The 20,106-nt window shown below is 46.9% G+C and carries 17 protein-coding genes; 15 read left to right on the plus strand and 2 right to left on the minus strand.

What is annotated here, in order from left to right:
* The first annotated feature begins 47 nt into the window (after window positions 1-47).
* From GPK88_RS04370 to GPK88_RS04390, 5 genes are all read left to right on the plus strand, one after another.
* On the plus strand, window positions 48-464 hold the full coding sequence (locus GPK88_RS04370; protein WP_148445585.1) for a Fur family transcriptional regulator: 417 nt from the start codon (window positions 48-50) through the stop codon (window positions 462-464).
* Window positions 461-1,411 (plus strand): metal ABC transporter substrate-binding protein, encoded by a 951-nt coding sequence (locus GPK88_RS04375; protein ID WP_174095707.1) that lies wholly within the window; start codon window positions 461-463, stop codon window positions 1,409-1,411. Before GPK88_RS04370 ends, GPK88_RS04375 begins: the two co-directional genes overlap by 4 nt.
* 13 nt (window positions 1,412-1,424) lie before the next feature.
* Window positions 1,425-2,087, plus strand: coding sequence for a metal ABC transporter ATP-binding protein (locus GPK88_RS04380; protein ID WP_173771339.1), 663 nt, complete (start codon window positions 1,425-1,427; stop codon window positions 2,085-2,087).
* Window positions 2,084-2,881 (plus strand): metal ABC transporter permease, encoded by a 798-nt coding sequence (locus GPK88_RS04385; RefSeq protein ID WP_015526431.1) that lies wholly within the window; start codon window positions 2,084-2,086, stop codon window positions 2,879-2,881. Before GPK88_RS04380 ends, GPK88_RS04385 begins: the two co-directional genes overlap by 4 nt.
* 96 nt (window positions 2,882-2,977) lie before the next feature.
* Window positions 2,978-4,438, plus strand: a complete 1,461-nt coding sequence (locus GPK88_RS04390) for a S1C family serine protease (protein WP_148445577.1) — start codon at window positions 2,978-2,980, stop codon at window positions 4,436-4,438.
* Between the two features lie 240 nt (window positions 4,439-4,678).
* Here GPK88_RS04390 and GPK88_RS04395 read toward each other — a convergent pair whose 3' ends face one another.
* Window positions 4,679-5,437 (minus strand): response regulator transcription factor, encoded by a 759-nt coding sequence (locus GPK88_RS04395; protein ID WP_178004125.1) that lies wholly within the window; start codon window positions 5,435-5,437, stop codon window positions 4,679-4,681.
* Between the two features lie 302 nt (window positions 5,438-5,739).
* On the opposite strand from GPK88_RS04395, the gene GPK88_RS04400 reads away from it, so the two are divergent.
* The 6 genes from GPK88_RS04400 (at window position 5,740) to GPK88_RS04425 (ending at window position 13,133) form a co-directional block, all read left to right on the plus strand.
* Window positions 5,740-7,095, plus strand: a complete 1,356-nt coding sequence (locus GPK88_RS04400) for a Na+/H+ antiporter NhaC family protein (RefSeq protein ID WP_215707555.1) — start codon at window positions 5,740-5,742, stop codon at window positions 7,093-7,095.
* A 12-nt stretch (window positions 7,096-7,107) separates the two neighbouring features.
* Entirely contained in the window at window positions 7,108-8,724 is a 1,617-nt protein-coding gene (locus GPK88_RS04405; RefSeq protein ID WP_215707556.1) for an amidohydrolase, read from the plus strand.
* Between the two features lie 34 nt (window positions 8,725-8,758).
* Window positions 8,759-10,240 carry an aldehyde dehydrogenase family protein gene (locus GPK88_RS04410; RefSeq protein WP_215707557.1) on the plus strand — a complete coding sequence of 494 codons (1,482 nt, stop codon included), beginning with the start codon at window positions 8,759-8,761 and terminating at the stop codon, window positions 10,238-10,240.
* A 90-nt stretch (window positions 10,241-10,330) separates the two neighbouring features.
* Window positions 10,331-10,945 carry a cytidylate kinase-like family protein gene (locus GPK88_RS04415; protein ID WP_173771325.1) on the plus strand — a complete coding sequence of 205 codons (615 nt, stop codon included), beginning with the start codon at window positions 10,331-10,333 and terminating at the stop codon, window positions 10,943-10,945.
* Between the two features lie 22 nt (window positions 10,946-10,967).
* The gene (gene aguB, locus GPK88_RS04420; RefSeq protein ID WP_173771323.1) at window positions 10,968-11,828 is read left to right on the plus strand and encodes an N-carbamoylputrescine amidase; all 861 of its coding nucleotides are present in this window, start codon (window positions 10,968-10,970) and stop codon (window positions 11,826-11,828) included.
* A gap of 192 nt (window positions 11,829-12,020) precedes the next feature.
* Window positions 12,021-13,133, plus strand: a complete 1,113-nt coding sequence (locus GPK88_RS04425; RefSeq protein WP_215707558.1) for a 4-hydroxybutyrate dehydrogenase — start codon at window positions 12,021-12,023, stop codon at window positions 13,131-13,133.
* Between the two features lie 721 nt (window positions 13,134-13,854).
* On the opposite strand, the gene GPK88_RS04430 is transcribed toward GPK88_RS04425, so the two are convergent.
* On the minus strand, window positions 13,855-14,862 hold the full coding sequence (locus GPK88_RS04430; RefSeq protein WP_173771319.1) for a LacI family DNA-binding transcriptional regulator: 1,008 nt from the start codon (window positions 14,860-14,862) through the stop codon (window positions 13,855-13,857).
* Between the two features lie 261 nt (window positions 14,863-15,123).
* Here GPK88_RS04430 and GPK88_RS04435 point away from each other — a divergent pair, with 261 nt between their 5' ends.
* From GPK88_RS04435 to GPK88_RS04450, 4 genes are read left to right on the plus strand one after another with little or no spacing between them, the layout of a single operon-like run.
* On the plus strand, window positions 15,124-16,524 hold the full coding sequence (locus GPK88_RS04435) for an L-fucose/L-arabinose isomerase family protein (protein ID WP_148448958.1): 1,401 nt from the start codon (window positions 15,124-15,126) through the stop codon (window positions 16,522-16,524).
* A 58-nt stretch (window positions 16,525-16,582) separates the two neighbouring features.
* On the plus strand, window positions 16,583-17,452 hold the full coding sequence (locus GPK88_RS04440) for a transketolase (protein WP_330626555.1): 870 nt from the start codon (window positions 16,583-16,585) through the stop codon (window positions 17,450-17,452).
* Window positions 17,453-17,454: 2 nt separating this feature from the next.
* Window positions 17,455-18,387: a transketolase family protein gene (locus GPK88_RS04445; RefSeq protein ID WP_173762474.1), complete on the plus strand. Its 933-nt coding sequence runs from the start codon at window positions 17,455-17,457 to the stop codon at window positions 18,385-18,387.
* 10 nt (window positions 18,388-18,397) lie between these two features.
* The gene (locus GPK88_RS04450) at window positions 18,398-19,918 is read left to right on the plus strand and encodes an FGGY-family carbohydrate kinase (protein WP_148448952.1); all 1,521 of its coding nucleotides are present in this window, start codon (window positions 18,398-18,400) and stop codon (window positions 19,916-19,918) included.
* Window positions 19,919-20,106 lie beyond the last annotated feature (188 nt).

A 20,106-nucleotide genomic window follows, 5' to 3' on the forward strand; every position in this document is an offset into this window, starting at 1 on the left:
TTCAAATCTGCCATAGAAGGGCAGTTGTTGAAAGAGAGTGAGAATATATGGAAGAAAAAATGAAATACAGTACCAGGCAGCAGAAGATGATTCTGGAGTGTCTGCAGGAATATGGAGATACATTTTATACCATCGATCAGTTTATGGAGATCCTTCGCGGAAAAGAGATCCAGATCGGAAGGACAACGGTGTACAGAGGTCTGGAGCGTCTGCAGAAAGAGGGCGCGGTGCTGAAAGTCCCGTCTGTGGAAGGGGCACCTGCCCAGTATCGGTTTATCCGGGATGAGGAAAGGAAGAATTATGGTAAGCTTGTGTGCCTGGAATGTGGACATACCATTCCTCTGCAGTGCGGATGTATCGATCATTTTGTGGGACATGTGCTGGATGAACACGGATTTGAGATCGACCAGAGCCGGACGATCTTTTATGGATATTGTGACAGCTGCAGGAGGCTTAAAAAATGAATTTTGACAGAGGGAAGATGGCTGCGGCAGCAGTTCTGGCGGCAACGCTCCTTGTGGTGAGTGGCGTGACCGGATATGGACTTTCCAGAGCCGGGACGGTTGGGCAGCCATTTGCGGATGATGGCCGGCTGAAAGTGATGACCAGTTTTTATCCCATGTATGATTTTGCCCGGAAGGTGGGCGGCGATAAGATCCAGGTGAAGGATATGGTTCCTGCGGGAACGGAGCCCCATGACTGGGAACCCGCGGCAACGGATATCCGGAATCTTGAGGATGCGGATGTTTTTGTCTACAATGGCGCAGATCTGGAACACTGGGCGGAGGATGTACTGGATACCCTGGAGAATCAGGATCTGGTGGTGACGGAAGCATCAGATGGTGTGGAGCTTCTGGATGGAGGCCATGATCATGCTCATGGTGACGACGGAAAAGATCCTCATGTCTGGCTGGACCCTATGCGGGCGAAGCAGGAGATGGAGAATATTAAAGATGCTTTTGTAAAAGCGGATCCCAAGAACCGGGATTATTACGAAGCAAATTATGAGAAATATGCCGGTGAATTTGATGAGCTGGACCAGGAATTCCGGGATGGCCTGAAAGGTACGAAGAACCGGGATATCATTGTGGCTCATGAAGCTTTCGGGTATCTGTGTAATGCCTATGACCTGACACAGTTGGCCATTGAAGGCCTGACACCGGATTCCGAGCCTGATCCTGCCAAGATGCAGGAAGTGATCGAATATGCGAAAAAATACGACATCCATACCATATTTTTTGAGGAACTGGCAAGCCCCAAGGTGGCGAAGACAGTGGCCAAGGAAGTGGATGCGGTGACGGCTGTGCTGAATCCCATTGAGGGACTGAGTGAGGAAGATATAGAAGCCGGCGAGGATTATTTTTCTGTGATGAGGAAGAATCTGGAAGCGTTGCAGAAGGCGCTGAACTGAAAAAGGAGAAATTATGGGAATTTTGATAGAGAATCTTTCGTTCCACTACACGGGGACGCCTGTGCTGGAGCAGGTAAACCTGGAAGTAAAGGATGGGGATTATGCCATTCTTACCGGTGAGAACGGAAGTGGAAAAAGTACGTTTCTGAAGCTTCTTCTGGGTGAGCTGAAGGCCCAGGAGGGAAGTATTACCGTAAATGGAAAAGATATTTCTGCCACATTTGGAAAAGGAGATCTGGGATATGTTCCGCAGAACAGTATCAGCAGAAACCAGAATTTTCCGGCTACGGTGGAAGAGATTATGATGACAGGTGTGTATTCTTCTTCATGGAAGGCACGTTTTCAGGTGAAAAAAGAGATTCCACGTCTGAAAGCCGCACTTGCGGAGATGGAAATGGAAGAGTTCTGGAAAAGAAGGATCGGAGATCTTTCCGGAGGACAGCAGCAGAGGGTTATGCTGGCACGTGCACTGGCAGGAAAACCGAAGATCCTGATCCTGGATGAGCCTACCACAGGAATGGATATGGTTTCTGTGAAAACACTTGCAGAAGTTCTGAGGAAGCGGAATGAGGAACAGGGGCTGACGATCCTTATGGTTACTCATGGAAATTCCGGTGAGTTTAAAGGAGCAAACCGGTTCTTTAAAGCGGAAGAGGGGAGGATCGACGAAGTATGAGTATTTTACAGTATGGATTTATGCAGAGGGCTTTTCTGGTGGGAATCCTTCTGGCTGTGATCACGCCCTGCATCGGGATCACCATTGTTCTGAAACGGATGTCCATGATCGGAGATGCGCTTTCCCATTCTTCACTGGCCGGTGTTGTGCTGGGACTGATACTTGGAGTGAATCCGGTAGCCGGTGCAGTAGTGATGTGCATCGTAGCTGCTCTTGGAATTGAGGCTATCCGCAAAAAAATCCCGCGTTATTCGGAGGTGGCGATCTCCATCGTCATGTCTGCCGGGATCGGACTGGCCGGTGTGCTGTCCGGCTTTGTGGAAAATGGTGCCAGTCTGAACAGCTTTTTGTTCGGAAGTATTGTGTCCATCAGTGAAGGAGAGCTGGCGCTGGTAGTTGTGATCAGTGTGCTGGTACTGGCAGCAGTGCTGTTTTTTTACAGGGAACTGTTTTATATCGGATTTGATGAAAATGCGGCAAGGATCTCCGGTGTTTCCGTGCGGAATATTAATTTTCTTTTTACTATTCTGACGGCTCTGACAGTTTCCATTGCGTCCCGTACAGTAGGAACCCTGATCGTTTCCTCCATGCTGGTAGTTCCGGTGGCGTGTGGGATGCAGATGGCAAAAAGCTATAAGGGTACACTGATCTGTGCCATTATCGTGGCGGTATGCACCACCATTGCCGGACTGTTTCTTTCCTATTATGCCGGACTGAAACCAGGTGGAATGATCGTTCTTCTTGAGGTTGCGTGGTTTGTAGTTGTGATGACAGTGAAAAGTTTTAACAAATAAAACACATTTTTCCCACAAAGTAAACACAATTAACCCATATACTTTGAAGCATCAAAAGGAAACAGAGAAGAATTTTTTCCCAGGGAGGACTTAACCATGAACAATAACAGAAAATTAAAAATAAAGAAAATGATGAAAAAGGGTGCAACCATCAGCCTGTGTGCAGTACTTGCCGGCGGCATTGGAGTTGGTGCATATGAAGGTATAAATTATTTCTCCGGTGCACAGTCCGTACAGGCGGCAACCGACAGCTCCGAGAATCTGACTCTTATGAAGTCTGATAAAAAATCAAATAAAGACAGCGAAGATACAGAGGATACAAAATCCTCCGATACAAAGGGCAGTCTGGATGTATCAGATGTTGCTGAGAAGGCAATGCCTTCTGTAGTTGCCATCACAACCAAGTCCGTTCAGGAGGTTCAGGATTATTACAGCATGTTTGGTTCCCAGTATGCGCCGAGCCAGGAGCAGGAAGTTGAAGGAAGCGGTTCCGGTATTATCATCGGAAAAACAGATTCTGAGCTGCTGATCGCCACAAACTATCATGTTGTGGATGGTGCCGATACCTTGTCAGTTGCCTTTGCAGATGGTAATGCTTATGAGGCTACGGTAAAGGGCTTTGATGAAAGCGAGGATCTTGCAGTTGTTTCTGTTGCAACGAAGGATGTTTCGGATGATACAATGGATGCAATTTCTGTTGCAAAGATCGGAAGCTCTGATGATCTGAAGATCGGTGAGCAGGTTGTTGCCATCGGTAATGCACTTGGCTATGGCCAGTCCGTTACTACTGGTATTGTCAGTGCTAAGAACCGTAAGACAGATGCGTCAGGACAGATCGAGGGTGATTCTACAGATAACAGCAGCAGTATCAACAAGGGCGTGAACCTGATCCAGACAGATGCGGCTATCAATCCCGGTAACAGTGGCGGTGCGCTTCTGAATATGGATGGTGAGGTTGTTGGTATTAACTCTTCCAAGCTTGCTTCTACTGAGGTTGAAGGTATGGGGTATGCCATTGCAATTTCTGATGTTGCGGATTCTCTTGAGAACATGATGAATGCCAAGGCAAGAGATAAAGTGGATAATCATGGTATCCTTGGTATCACAGGCAGTACAGTAAGTACGGAGGCAGTACAGATTTATGGTATCCCGCAGGGTGTATTTGTTTCGAAGGTAACCGAGGGCGGCCCTGCCGATGATGCAGGTATTACCAAGAATATGGTCATTACAGAGTTTGATGGTAAAACGATCACCAGTATCGATCAGCTGATTGAGCTGCTTCAGTATTATGAGCCGAAGGAAAAGATCGATGTGACGGTTGCAGTTCTGGATGGTAATGAATATAATGAGAAGACACTTACTGTAAAACTTGGTAAAGATGACAGTTCCAGCAAGGATAGCTCTGAGGAAGGCGCGGCTCAGGATAGCCAGGATTCCCAGGATGAGAGTATCGAGGGAGGACAGGATGGTTCTGAGCAGGGCGATGCGAATGCGTTTGCGGATGATGGTGAAGCCAGTTTGTTCAGGGATTTTGAGCAGAATGGATTGAAAGACTGATATTGGAACCAGTTGTGATAGACGTAGATAAGCATGCGAGATAGATATACGTATAAAAAATTAAGGCTTCGTGGCTGACCCAGGATTGGGTGGCTACGAAGCCTTTTTTGAGGAGTCCAATGAACTTCCGCTTATTTATTCCATTCTTACCGTCCGAAACAACCAGCCCCCGACGAAGCCCCAGAGACAGAGAGTACACGCCTCCCGGGCGTCCCTTTTTCAAACATCCTACATACACCATCACTGCGTACGCAATCTCAGAAGCTCCCACCGGGAAGTCACATTAGTCTTACGAAAAATATTCTGCAAGTGCTTCTGAAGAGTATTTTCCCTGATGCCAAGGGATTGGGCAATTTCATCATTGTTGCGGTACTGGTAGACCTGTTCGGCAATCTGGAGTTCACGGTTTGTGAGGTGGCAGGTGTTTTTCAGGTAGGCGAGAGTCTGTTTGAGGTCGTTGGTCTGAGGCTGACTGTGGGTGATCTGGTAGAGGACGGCGTTTAAGTGCATGCCGATGGCCTGGAGGTAGAACATATCTTCATTGGTGAATGGGCCGTCTTTTTCGGTGCGGAAGAGGGTGAGAATCCCTAAGAGTTCCTGCTGGTAGACGCTGGCGTATTGCATGGAGTCGAAGATGTTGTATTTGCGGTAGCAGTGGACATAGAGGGGCGAGTTGAGTCGCTGCTGGTCTTCCAGGAGATCACTTTCGCGGACAAGGCGAGGTTCGCGGGAGTGGAGAAGCCAGAGAAGGTGGTCTTCATCTGCGACCTTCATGTATTCGTTTTCTGCTTCAGTGAAGGATTCGGGGATGCAGATGGGGGTGGTGAGGCGGATGGTGTCCGGGTCTTCGGTGGTTTCGTGGAGGAGGATGCTGGCGTAGCTGTAGGGGATGACCATTTTCAGTCGGAGGAGGAATTTGGCTTTGATTTCATTGAGGCTGGTGCAGGAATAGAGGTCATAGATCATGTCGTTGATCATAAGGAAGGTATTTTTTTCCATGGTTTATTCTCCTTTGAATTATTTGAAATCAGTATACTATCACATATACTTGAAATCAAGTATATGTACTTGAAAAGTATTAATTTAACTCCCGAAATTAAGCATTGTATCAGCGATTGAAAAATAATAGTATATCAGTATCAAAATAATAAAAAACACGAAACGTACGATGGTGTATTGATTGCGGAAACGCAATGAATACGCCATTTTTTGTTTCACGAAAAAGACTGTTGATGCAAAGGGGCATATCCGTTTAACGGGTATGCCTCTTTCTGGTTTACAGAAGGAAAGGGGAGAAAAAAATGAATACTGGACTGATTGCAATTTTTATTCTTCTGATTATTATCGTCGGTGCGATCGCAACCAGGAGATGTGTGGAATTTCTGATCGGAGGTTCTCTTCTGGCGGCCATATTCATGTATGGGAAGGATTTTCTGCCGCAGTGGTGTACGCTGATCCAGGATGTGCTTGCTGAAAATGTATGGATCGTTCTGGTGTGTGGTCTGTTTGGAAGTCTGATCGCTCTGCTTCAGGAATCGAAGGGTACATTTGGTTTCCAGAAGCTGGTTTCAAAATTTTGTAATACCGAGAGAAAAACCCTTCTTACTACTTTTATTATGGGTATTCTGATCTTTGTGGATGATTACCTGAATGTGCTTTCCATTGGTGTCTGCATGAAAGGTGTCTGCGATAAACGTAAGATCCCGAGAGAGGCACTGGCGTATATGCTTGATGCAACAGGTGCTCCTGTATGTGTACTGCTTCCGTTTTCCACATGGGCTGTTTTTTACGCAAGTCTTTTTATCGATCAGGCAAGTGTAAAGGCACTGGGCTTTAAAACAGGTATTCAGGCATATATCCATGCGATCCCGTATTGTTTTTATCCGATCATTACCATTGCCATCGTTTTTCTCTTTGCGCTGGGTGTGGTGCCGAAGCTCGGTGCTATGAAAAAGGCTTATAAGCGTGTGGAGGAGACCGGTAAGGTTTACAGCGATGCCAGCAGAAAATATAACCACGATGACAGAAAGGGCTATGAGGAGGATGGTAATATCTGGAATTTTGTGATTCCTATGGGTGTACTGGTTGCCATCGCCATTGCCACCAGTAATCTTCTTCTGGCGGTTGTAGTTTCCCTGATCGTCTGCTTTGTGCTTTATGTACCGCAGAAGGTAGTTGCACTGGATGATTTCTTTAACCTGATTGTCCGAGGCTTTGCGGATATGCTCCCGATCCTGATCCTTCTTGTAGTTGCTTTTGTTCTTCAGAAAGTGACAGAAGGAATGGGTATGACAGACTTTATTATTTCCGTTGCAAAACCGCTTCTCTGGGGCCCGGTTTTCCCGGCAATCGCTTTTGTTCTGGTTGCGGCACTTACATTTACGACCGGTTCTCTCTGGGGCATGAGTGCAGTCGTTGCACCGATCGTATTTCCGCTTGGTGCGGCTATCAGCGCAAACCCGATCCTCATTATGGCAGCGATCATTTCCGGTGGTGCATTTGGAAGCCACGCCTGCTTCTATACAGACGCGACACTTCTTTCCTCCCAGAGTGCAGGTATTGACAATATGGAGCATGCGCTGACACAGCTTCCATACGTTATCATTGCAAGTGTACTTTCTGTTGTGGGATTTCTGATCTGTGGTTTTGTGATGTAGGAGGTATGGCTTATGGGAAAATTTATTCTGAGAAGTAAAGCTGTTTTTACAGGTCTTGAAGATTTCCCCAGACCGGCTGCGATCGCAGTAGTGGACAAAAAGATTCAGGCAGTTCTTCCCTGGGATTATCACAGAGATAAGGATTATGCAGACTGGCCTCTTTACGATTACGGAGAAAAAATGATCATGTCTTCTTTTCTGGATGCACATACCCATCTTTTTTCCGGAGCCATTGATGGCAGCAGATATGTGTGTTCGGATCTGGGAGAAGGATGTTCTCAGGCGGAATGTGTGAAGATCATTAAGGAATTTGCAGATGCACATCCGGATTACAAAAGAATTCGAGGTTCCGGATGGTTTATCACCAACTGGGGAGATGAGCCACTTCCGGATAAAAGACTTCTGGATGAGGCGATTCCGGATCGACCGGTATATCTTATCTGTGCGGACTGTCACAGCATGTGGCTGAATTCCAGAGCTCTGGAAGAGGCAGGAATCGACCCGGACCGGAAAATGGATAACGGTGTAAATGTAAAGTTTGAAAATGGTGAATTAAGCGGACTTCTTCTGGAACCGGCAGCATGTGAACCGGCTCAGAAAAAGTATATGGAGTTTTCGGAGGAAGAGATGCGGGAGATCCACCGGAATTTTCAGGATGTTCTGGCAGACTACGGAATTGCCGCGGCAAGTGAAATGTTTGCCGATGATTACACCGAAGAAACCATGAAAAAATACGATATCCTGAAAAACCTGGATGAGGAAGAAGGGCTTAAGGCGCAGATTTTTTCCTACATGAAACTTTTCGGATATACGGAATTTTCGAAGTATTTTAAATTTCAGAAGCATTTTGATTCCCCGCATTTTCACATTGCAGGGGTAAAGGGCTTTATTGATGGCGTGACAGAGACTTACACAGGGCTTCTTCTGGAGCCTTATACCGATAAGCCGGAAACCTGCGGCGAGGGGCTTCCGTTATGGCCGGAGCGGAAAATGAAGAAAGAGATCATTGCGGCAAACAAGGCGGGGATCCAGGTAAGACTTCACTGTATCGCAGATGGTTCCGTGCGGATGGCGCTGGATCTTTTTGAAAAATCTGCGGAAGTCAACGGGGAGCATGGTCTTCGAAATACCATCGAGCATATCGAAAATATCCATTCCGATGATCTGGATCGTTTTGCGGAGCTTGATGTGATTCCTTCGGTTCAGCCGTATCATGTGACACTTGCGGCAAATGGAAAGGTGAACCAGATCGGGGAAAAACGTGCGAGGCTTCAGTGGCCATTCCGGACTTTGCTGGAGCATGAAGGTGCGCTGGCACTTGGAAGCGATTATCCGGTTGTGACCATAGATCCTTTTACAACGATCTATGCGGCAGTTACAAGAAGAGATGATGACGGAAACCTGACATCTACCAATTCCTGGGAAAAAATCTCCATGGCAGATACGCTGAAAGCTTACACTTCCGGTGCGGCCCGTGTTTATCATGTGGAGGATTCCATGGGAACCCTGGAGCCGGGAAAAATGGCAGATATCATTGTTCTTGGCGGAGATCTTTTTGAAGTGGATAAGGAAGAAATCCGGGGGATGAAGGTGGAAGCAAATTATTTTGAAGGTGAAAAGATTCGATAAAAAGATTTTGGATGAGAAATAAAGGAGGACGCTTATGGAACTTCAGAAAATGTTTATTGATGGTGAATGGGTAGAAGGCAGTACGGGAAAATCAGTTCCTACATTAAATCCTTCCAATGGTGAGGTTCTTGCCATGGTAACGGAAGGTAATGTGGAAGATGTAGATAAAGCCATTGCGGCGGCAAAAAAATCTTTTTATGTGACAAGGGAATGGCGTGACATGGATTCCCAGACAAGGGCGGATATCCTTCTTCAGATCGCAGATGCCATTGATGCGGAAAAAGAGGATTTTGCGAAGCTGGACTGCATGGATCATGGAAAACCGTTAAGAGAGGCAGAGGCGGATGTGGATGACGCAGTTCACTGTTTCCGCTATTATGCAGGACTTTTAAAAATGCCGCAGGGCGGTGTTTATGAAGTAAATGAAGGTTTTGGAAAAATGCATTCCTATACAGTTCATGAGCCGGTTGGCGTGTGCGGACTGATCACTCCGTGGAACTATCCGCTGCTGATGGGCGTGTGGAAACTGGCTCCTGCGCTGGCAGCGGGCAACAGTGTGGTGTTTAAACCAAGTTCCAACTGCGTGCTTTCCTGTGTGAAACTGTTTGGGATTTTTGAGAAGATTGGAATGCCGAAGGGCAGTGTGAACCTGATCCTTGGACCTGGCGGAATTACAGGAAACCGCATTGCAGAGAGCAAAGATGTGGATATGGTTACTTTTACCGGAAGTACGGAAGTTGGACAGAGTATCATGCGTGCGGCAGCAGGCAATGTAAAAAAGATCGGCCTTGAGCTTGGCGGAAAGTCACCGAATGTGATCTTTGCAGATGCAGATCTGGACGGCGCAGTGGAATGGGCCATGATCGGTATTTTCCTGAATCAGGGCGAGGTGTGCTCTGCAGGTTCCAGAATTATTATCGAGGAAAGTATCAAGGATGAATTTGTGAAACGTCTTGCAAAGAAAGCAAACGCCATCACTATTGGAGATCCTATGGAGAATCCGGATATGGGCCCTCTGGTTTCTGAGAGCCATATGAATAAAGTTCTTGGATATATTAAGAAGGGCATTGAGGAAGGTGCTACTCTTGTGTGCGGCGGTGAGCGTTATACAGAAGGGGAATGTGCGAAAGGATTTTATGTAAGACCGACAGTGTTTGATAACTGTACTTCGGATATGACTATTGTTCGGGAGGAGATTTTCGGACCGGTTGTGACCATCCAGACGTTTAAGACAGAGCAGGAAGCCATTGACATGGCAAACGATACAGAGTATGGTCTGGCTGGAGCAGTATTTACCGCTGATGGTTCCAGAGCCCTTCGGGTGATCAAAGAGATCCGCGCAGGTATTACCTGGATCAACTGTTATAATCCGGCATTTAACGAGGCTCCGTGGGGCGGTTATAAGAAGTCCGGAATCGGCCGTGACCTTGGTGTTCAGGGCCTTGAAGAGTATCAGGAGATCAAACAGATCAATATCAATCTGAATCCGGGAATCGTCGGATGGTATGAACATTAAATGCAAAGGGAAAGCGGAATGAAAATGTCCGCTTTGCCGTTTTTCAGGGGTATATCGGAAGGATGTGTCTCTTAAATTGGAGGAAATCATATGGGAAAAAGTAAGTACGTAGTTACGATCACCAGACAGTTTGGAAGCATGGGGCGTCCTATCGCGAAAAAGATGGCGGAAAAACTGGGGATTGAATATTATGACAGGGATATTGTGGATCAGGCTGCAAAGAAGCTGAATCTTCCGGTGTCTGTTGTGGATGAAGTGGAAGAGACTGCGAAAAAAGTCAAAGTCAGCCCTTTTGCAAGAATGATGTTTCCTCTTGGAAAGGGAACCAGCAATACACAGGATAAAATTTTTGAGGCGCAGCAGAATATTATTAAATTTCTTGCGGAAAAAGAGACCTGTATTATTGTGGGAAGATGTGCGGATTTCACTCTGGAAGAGATGGAAAACGCCATGCATATTTATATTTATGCGCCGTATGAGGTTCGTGTGGAGCATTGTGTAAAGGACCTGAATATTGAGGTTGAAGAGGCCAGAAAAATGATCGTGGCTGTTGATGAAGCCCGTGATTCCTATCACATGCAGTATGCGGGTTATCATCCGGATGACAAGAATCATAAGAGTATTCTTGTGGACAGCAGTTTCCTTGGTGTGGAAGGCACCGCGGATTTCCTGGTGGATGCAGTGAAAAGGAAGTTTCAGTTATAGAACAGAAGGGACTTAAAAATTTATGCGGAAAGTTGTAGTAGCGGCTACACAGATGAGCTGCACATGGGACAGAGAAGCGACGCTTGCAAAAGCGGAAAAACTGGTGCGGGAGGCGGCTGCAAAGGGTGCGAATATCATTCTTCTGCAGGAGCTTTTTGAGACGCCGTATTTTTGTCAGAGACACGATTTTGAATATATGGACCTTGCCACAACGCCGGAGGAGAATCCGGCTGTGAAGCGCTTTCAGAAAGTGGCAAAAGAACTGGACGTGGTGATCCCGGTGAGCTTTTTTGAGCGGGCAGGAAATGCGGCGTTTAATTCTATTGCCATTATTGATGCGGATGGTACGGTTCTTGGAAAATACAGAAAGACGCATATTCCGGACGGGATGCCTTATGCGGAGAAGTTTTTCTTTACTCCGGGCGATACCGGGTTTAAGGTCTGGAAAACAAAGTACGGAACCATTGGTGTGGGAATCTGCTGGGATCAGTGGTTTCCGGAAGCTGCCAGATGTATGGCGCTTCTGGGGGCGGAGATCCTGCTTTACCCCACTGCCATCGGCAGCGAGCCGGTTCTTCAGACGGATTCCAAACCGCACTGGCAGAGATGTATGCAGGGACATGCGGCTGCAAATATCATGCCTGTAGTTGCTTCCAATCGGATTGGTCATGAGGTGCAGAAGAATTCGGAGATGACGTTTTATGGTTCTTCATTTATTGCGGATGAGACCGGTGGACTGGTGGCTGAGGCTGACAGAGAGACGGAGGGTGTGATCACTGCGGAGTTTGATCTGGATGCCATCGCGCAGAAGAGACGGGAGTGGGGTGTTTTCCGGGATCGGAGACCGGAGATGTATGGTACACTTCTGACTCATGGATGTTGAAATCTGTGGTTGAGAGAATCATATTCCGGGTGGTGGAATGAAAGGTGAAGGTCTGCTTTGGGACATGATCTGTTTTATGGTGGGCGGGTGGTACTGCGGATTGCGGATGGCTGGCTGCCTGTGCTATTATAGTTGTATAAAAATTTTTATGGAGAGCTTCTGCGAAATGCGGGGCTGACAGGAGGAGAAATTATGCAGGAACTGATGATCAGGCCGACGATTTACAGTTTTGATAATTGTCGGCAGTTTGCGGAGAAATTTAAGCTTGGTGAGGGAGATCTGCTTTTTACCAATAAGAGATTGTTTAAGAAATTTTTTGAACCGCTGGGGCTTGGCTGTGATGTGATCTTCCGTGAGGATTATGGTAAGGGTGAACCTACGGATGTGATGGCCGAGGCAATCTGGAAGGATGTGCCGAAGGATGCGAAGAGAGTGGTTTCTGTTGGTGGCGGCAGTATTCTGGATCTTTCCAAGCTGTTTGCACTGGAGAATATTTCTCCGGTTACGGATCTTTATGACGGGCTTCTTCCGATCGTGAAGAATAAGGAACTGGTTCTGGTTCCGACTACCTGTGGTACGGGTTCTGAGGTGACGAATATCTCGATTCTTGCGCTGACTACGAAGGGGACGAAGAAGGGGCTTGCTGTGGAGCAGCTTTACGGGGATTCTGCTGTGCTGATCCCGGAGCTTCTGGAGGATCTGCCGTTCCAGTTTTTTGCTACGAGTTCTATTGATGCGCTGGTGCATTCTGTGGAGTCCAGTCTTTCTCCTAAGGGAAATGAGACTACAAGGATGTTTGGGTATAAGGCGATCGAGATGATCCTGAAGGGTTATATGGAGATCAGGGATCATGGTCAGGAGGCCCGGATTCCGTTGATGAAGGATTTTCTGATGGCGGCTAATTATGCGGGTATTGCGTTTGGTAATGCGGGGTGTGCGGCTGTGCATGCTTTGAGTTATCCGCTGGGGGCTAAGTATCATGTGGCTCATGGGGAGTCGAATTATGCGATGTTTACGGGTGTGCTCAACAACTATATGGAGATCAAGAGTGACGGTGAGATCGCACGCCTGAATAAATTTATGGCGGGAATCCTTGGTTGTGAAGTGGATGTTGTTTATGAGGAGCTGGAGAAGCTGCTTAATGTGATGATTCCTAAGAAGGCGCTGCATGAGTATGGGGTGTCTGAGGAGGAGCTTGAGGAGTTTACGGATTCTGTGCTGGAGAATCAGGGTAGATTGATGGCGAATAATTTTGTGGAATTGGATCGGGAGAGGGTTTATAAGATTTATAAAGAGTGCTTCTGATTGATTGAGTCCTGGGATTCAGGTTTTTTGGGAACGGGTCGGTGTGTGTGCCGGCCTGTTCTTTTTTTGTGAGAGGGATGTTTGTGAAAGGGACGCCCGCGAGGCGTGTGCTGCCTGTCGCCGGGGCTTCGTCGGGGGCTGGCTTCTAGGCTGCCGGGAATCTGCTAAAAGCGTTTTCCAAAAGTCCGAACTCGCTTCGCTCAAACAGCGAACTTTTGAAAAACAACGCAGATTTCCGCCAGCCAAGAATCAGCACCCCTCCTGCAGAGTCCGGCGACAGGCAGCACACGCCTCACGGGCTGGCTTTTCAGGGCGGGAGGGATAGGATGGCTGCTCGGGAGCTTGGTTTATAGTGTGAGGTTGAGTGGATTTCAGAGAATTGGATGAGCCGTCAGCGCTGCGCTGGACGGCTGGGAGGAAAGGCTGAGTTTCCTTGTGGTTTGATGGGAGTAAGTGATTGCCTGAAAAAAAGTTGTAGAGAATAGGAATAAATCGGCACAGCGTTTCATATCCAATACTGTGGCATCCATCGCCCCGCCAGTATTTGAACATATCTCCATAACCTACAGTAATTTGCGTGGCCGGAGGGGAGGAGCGCGAGGAGGGGAAATGGCCTTCGCAACTGTGAATGCTTCCCCTCCTCGCAATTTACTCAGCTTTGAAAAGCGAAAAAATTTGCCGGAAAAAGCGGAACCTATTCTCTTACAGAAAAGGATTTCGGTTATACAGAAAACCGTTTGATCAGTGTGGTGGATACTTCAATTTTTACGGAATGTGGCACGGAGGTCCGGATCTCACGGATCAGCTGGGCGGCGGCTGTTTCTCCCATGAATTTACGGGGGACGTCGATGGTGGTGAGGGCGGGGTCTATGACGCGGCCTTCGGAGATGTTGTCGAAGCCTGCGATGGTGATGGCTTCGGGAATCTTGTAGCCGCGGAGTTTCAGGGCTTTGATGGCGCCGATGGCGATGAGGTCGTTGTCTGCGAAGTAGGCGCCTGCCAGTGGGGTTCCGCTGTCGATGATCTCCAGCATGTCGGAGAAGGCTCCTTCGATGGAGGGGGAGAGTTCGTGAATGATGGATTTGGCAGTGGACATTCCATGTTCCCGGACAGCTCTGTGGAAACCGTGCGTACGTTCCCGGAAGTTTGTGATTTTGTAGGAGGAGCAGAGGTGTCCTGGCTGGCGGCCGCAGCGGTCGATAAGGTAGCTGGTGGCCTGGTAGGCGCCCTGGGCGTTGTTGCTGAGAACACAGCTGCAGTCTGCAGAATCAAAGTAGGAATCCAGAAGGACAACCGGGACGGAGAGTTGAAGGAACTCGTGGCATACAGAAGCGGATACTTCGGTTCCAAGAAGGATGACACCTGCACACTGGGAAATGCGGAGTTCTTCGATGTATTTCTGGAGATCGTCTGCTTTTTCGTAGAGCTGGAAGGTTTTCAGATGATAGCCGTTTTTACGGCATTCCTGTTCAATACCTTCGGTGAGCTCTGAAAAAATTGGAGTATAATTTAAAATTGCGTTGTGGGCACGGCAGATAATGCAATAAATATCGCCTGTCACATTTTTTTTCATGGAAAGCCGGCTGAAGTCATAGCCGGCTTTTTCTGCTTCCCGGATAACCAGAGCTCGGGTTTCTGTGCTGACGCCAGGTTTTCCGTTCAGGGCCATGGAGACGGCGGTGGCGGAGAGATTTAATCTGGCGGCCAGTTCTTTTGCTGTAATTCCCATATCGATAGTCCTCCTGTATTGAATGTAGAGTTGTGTCTGTATATCGGTATAATTTTTCCTGACTGTATTTTTTCAACTGTTTTAATTATAAAATGTTTTTCTTGCATCTACAACAATAAAGTGAAAAATAAAGTGGAAATCACTTTATTTTTTGTAGAAATAAAGTAGAAATCAAGATATTATACAGATAACAAAGATGAACATAAAAAAATGAATCACATAGAAACAGGTAAAACATGGATTTATGAAAGGAGTTCAAACATGGACAAGATTAAAATTGGTTACGCACCAACCAGAAGAAGTATTTTCAGCGCACCGGATGCAGTAAAATATCGTGGACTTACTGCTAAGAGACTTGAGGAGCTTGGCGTTGATTTCGTAGATATCACAGACATTAACGATGAGGGACTTCTCTACAACGATGAGGGACTTGAGAAGATCATCGCCAAATTCAAAAAAGAGAAAGTTGACGGACTTTTCCTTCCACACTGCAACTTCGGTACAGAGTATGAGTGTGCAAGACTTGCAAAAGCTCTTGATGTTCCGGTTCTTCTGTGGGGGCCTCTGGATGAGAGACCTGAGCCAGACGGAACAAGACTTCGTGATACACAGTGCGGACTTTTTGCAACAGGTAAAGTTTTAAGAAGATTCCGTGTTCCGTTTACATACATGACAAACTGCAGACTGAATGACCCGGTATTCGAGAGAGGAATCAAAGATTTCCTTGCTGTCTGTAATGTAGTTAAAACATTCAAAAATATCCGTATTCTTCAGATTTCCACAAGACCGTTTGATTTCTGGACAACCATGTGCAACGAGGGCGAGCTTCTTGAGAAATTCAACATCCAGCTTGCACCGATCCCGATGCCGGAGCTTACCGATGAAGTAAAGAAAGCAAAAGCAGAGCAGACAGAGGTTCAGGAGGTTATGCAGTATTGCCGTGACAACATGGAGATCTGCATCAAAGAGGACGAGCTTGAGAACGTAGCAGCTCTTAAGGTTGCCATGAAACATCTGGCTGAGAAATACGGCTGCAAAGCAATCGCAATCCAGTGCTGGAACCAGCTTCAGAGCGAGCTTGGAATTATGCCATGTGCAGCAAACTCCCTGTTAAATGACGAGGGAATCCCGACTGTATGTGAGACAGATATCCATGGTGCAATCACAGCTCTTATGGTAGAGGCAGCTGGCATGGGCGAGACAAGAAGCTTCTTCGCTGACTGGACAATCCGTCATCCTGACGTAGAGAATGGCGAGCTTCTTCAGCACTGCGGACCATGGCCGATTTCCATCGCAAAAGAGACACCGAAGCTTACTTACCCGCTGGCATTCGATCATCCGGGAAGCATCACAGCTGAGGCAAAACACGGCGATGTTTCTCTGGTTCGTTTTGACGGAGATAACGGAGAGTATTCTCTTCTTCTTGGAAACGCAAAAGGTATTGATGGCCCGAAAGGTATGGGAACTTACCTCTGGGTTGAGGTTGAGAACATCAAACGTCTTGAGGCAAAACTGGTTGAGGGACCATACATCCATCACTGTGTTGGTATCCACAAGAACGTTGTTCCGGTACTTTACGAGGCATGCAAATATATCGGCGTAACACCGGATCTTTATGACCCGATTGAGGAAGATGTTAAGGCATATCTTCGCGGAGAATGATAAACAGGAAACACAGCAGCACGTTTTTCCAGGATAAAAAATGTGCCGGGCTGTGAATATGAAATATAGATTGAAAAAAGAAAGGACAGGAATCAGCATGGATTTTAGAGAATTAAGCAAACTTGCGTATGATCTCAGAAAAGACACAGTAGATATGATCGTTGCCGGTAAAGGCGGACATATCGGTGGTGATATGAGTGTTATGGAGACTCTGGTTACTCTGTATTTTGACCAGATGAATATTTCCCCGGAGAATATGAATGATCCGGACAGAGACCTTTTTGTTATGAGTAAAGGTCATTCTGTAGAAGCTTATTATGCAGTACTTGCAAAGAAAGGCTTCCTTGATATCAAAGAAGTAAACGAGAAATTCAGCAAATTTGGAACACAGTATATCGGACATCCGAACAACAAACTTCCGGGAATTGAGATGAACTCCGGTTCTCTGGGACATGGACTTCCGGTTTGCGTAGGTATGGCACTTGCCGGAAAAATGAACAAGAAAAACTATCGTGTATACACAGTAATGGGTGACGGTGAGCTTGCAGAGGGTTCTGTATGGGAAGCTGCTATGGCAGGACATCAGTACAAACTGGATAACCTCTGTGCAATCGTTGACCGTAACAGACTTCAGATCTCCGGAAATACAGAGGACGTTATGGGACATGACGATCTTCATGAGAGATTCAAAAGCTTTGGATGGCATGTAATTGATGTTGCCGACGGAAACAGCATTGAGCAGCTCCACGCAGCATTTGAGGAAGCAAAACAGACAAAAGGCCAGCCGACAGTCCTGATCGCGAATACTGTTAAAGGTAAAGGCTCCGCAGTTATGGAGAACAAAGCTGCTTGGCATCATCACGTACCGAGCCAGGAAGAGTATGAGCAGATCATGAAAGATTTTGAAGAGAGAAAGGAGCAGCTGTAATTATGAATAAGATTCCAAACCGTAAAGCAATTTGTGACGTACTTTTAAAAGAAGCGGAAACCGATAAAGATATCGTTGTTCTCTGCAGTGACTCCAGAGGATCTGCATCTCTGGCACCTTTTGCAGACGCATATCCGGAGCAGTTCGTTGAGATGGGAATCGCTGAGCAGGATCTTGTCAGCGTATCTGCAGGTCTTGCACACTGTGGTAAAAAAGCTTTCGCAGCTTCTCCTGCATGCTTCCTTTCCACAAGAAGCTATGAGCAGTGCAAAATTGATGTTGCATACTCCAACACAAATGTAAAACTTATCGGAATCAGTGGTGGAATCAGCTACGGTGCTCTTGGAATGAGCCATCATTCCGCACAGGATATCGCTGCTATGTCCGCAATCCCGAACATGAGAGTTTATCTTCCAAGTGACCGTTTCCAGACAGCAAAACTGATCGAAGCACTTCTGAAAGATGAGAAACCGGCATACATCCGTGTAGGAAGAAATCCGGTTGAGGATATTTATACAGAGGACAACTGCCCGTTCGAAATGGACAAGGCAACGGTTCTTACAGAAGGTACAGACGCAGCAATCATCGCATGTGGCGAGATGGTACGCCCGGCTTACGAGGCTGCCAAACTTCTTGAGAAAGATGGCATTCACGCAACAGTTCTTGATATGTACTGTGTAAAACCTCTGGACAAAGAAGCAATCGTAAAAGCAGCATCCAACGCAAAAGTTGTTGTAACTGCTGAGGAGCATGCACCATTTGGCGGACTTGGTTCCATGGTAAGCCAGGTTGTTGGCACTGAGTGCCCACGTAAAGTTCTGAACATCGCACTTCCGGACGCACCGGTTGTAAGCGGAACTTCCAAGGAAGTATTTGACTACTACGGAATGAACGCAGAAGGAATTGCAAAAACTGTAAAAGACGCGCTGAAATAAGGGGAAAACTATGGAAAAAAAATATGTTCTTGCGGTTGATCAGAGTACCCAGGGAACAAAAGCGATCCTGTTCGATGTGAATGGTGACCTGGTCTGCAGAACAGACCTTCCTCACAGACAGCTGATCAACGAAAAAGGCTGGGTTTCCCATGATCTTTCCGAGATCTACAGCAATACCATCCAGGTTGTAAAGAACCTTGTGGAAAAAGCCGGAATCCAGAAAGAAGAGATCGCGTGTCTCGGAATCAGTAATCAGAGAGAAACATCCGCAGCGTGGAGCCGCAGCACAGGCGAGCCTCTGGCACCTGCCATTGTATGGCAGTGCTCCAGAGCTTCCGAGATCTGTGAGCGGATCAAAACAAACGTGATGATTGACCCGGACCGTGAGCAGAAGAAAAACGGCGGTGTGGCAGAGATCATCCGTCAGAAGACAGGAATGCATCTTTCCCCGTATTTCCCAGCAGCGAAGTTTGCATGGCTTCAGGAGAATGTGGAGGAAGTAAAACAGGCAAAAAGAGACAACGATCTCTGCCTGGGAACCATCGACACCTGGCTTCTGTTTAAACTGACAAAAGGCGAGGTTTATGCAACAGATTATTCCAACGCATCCAGAACCCAGCTTTTCAATATCCATAACCTGAAATGGGATAAAGAGATCTGTACCTGGTTCGGCATCAACGCAGAGCAGCTTCCGAAAGTATGTGATTCCAGCAGAGAGTACGGAATAACAGATTTCGAGGGATATTTCCAGACACCGATTCCGATCTGTGGTGTGATCGGAGACTCTCAGGGTGCACTGTTCGGACAGGGCTGCATTGAAAAAGGAATGGTTAAGGCTACATACGGAACTGGTTCCTCTGTTATGATGAACGCAGGAACAGAACCGATCATGTCAGATCTTGGTCTTGTAACTTCTCTTGCATGGGGACTTAACGGCAAAGTTACCTATGTTCTGGAAGGAAACATCAACTACACAGGTGCAGTGATCACATGGCTGAAAGATGACATGGGACTGATCACTTCTCCAGGTGAGACTCAGGAAATGTCAGAGCAGGCGAATAAGAATGATACCACTTATCTGGTTCCTGCATTTTCCGGTCTGGGAGCACCTTACTGGAAATCCGATGCAAAAGCCATTATCTATGGAATGAGCAGAACAACCGGAAAGAAAGAGGTTGTAAAAGCAGCTCTGGAATCCATCGCATATCAGATCACAGATATTGTGGAGATGATGAAAGCGGAAGATGGAATGACAGTAAAGGAGCTCTGCGTAGACGGTGGTCCTACAAGAAACCAGTATCTGATGAAATTCCAGAGTGATATCCTGGGAACAAAAGTAAGTCTTCCAAGATGTGAGGAGTCTTCCGCATTCGGAGCTGGCCTGATGGCTGGTTTAAGCTGTGGACTTTACAAGATGGAAAGTATCTTTGAGGTGAAAAACCGCAACCAGTTTATCCCGTCCATGAATGCTGCTGAGAGAGAGCAGAAATACAGCGGATGGAAAAATGCGGTAGAGAAAGTTCTCGTATAAAAAGTTTTCGACCAAAAATTAAAATGGGAGTTTCGGGCAGCGGCAATTGCTTGACCCCATGTGTATGTCAGATTATAATAAAATAACAGGCATTTCCGGATGCACTCCAGATGTATCGGAAATGACGGAAAGCCGGTCTTTGCTTTGAGAGCAGAGGCCGGCAAAAGTTATATTCAGAGGTAAATAAT

The sequence above is a fragment of the Blautia sp. MCC269 genome, assembly GCF_018785655.1.
GTDB lineage: Bacteria > Bacillota > Clostridia > Lachnospirales > Lachnospiraceae > Blautia_A.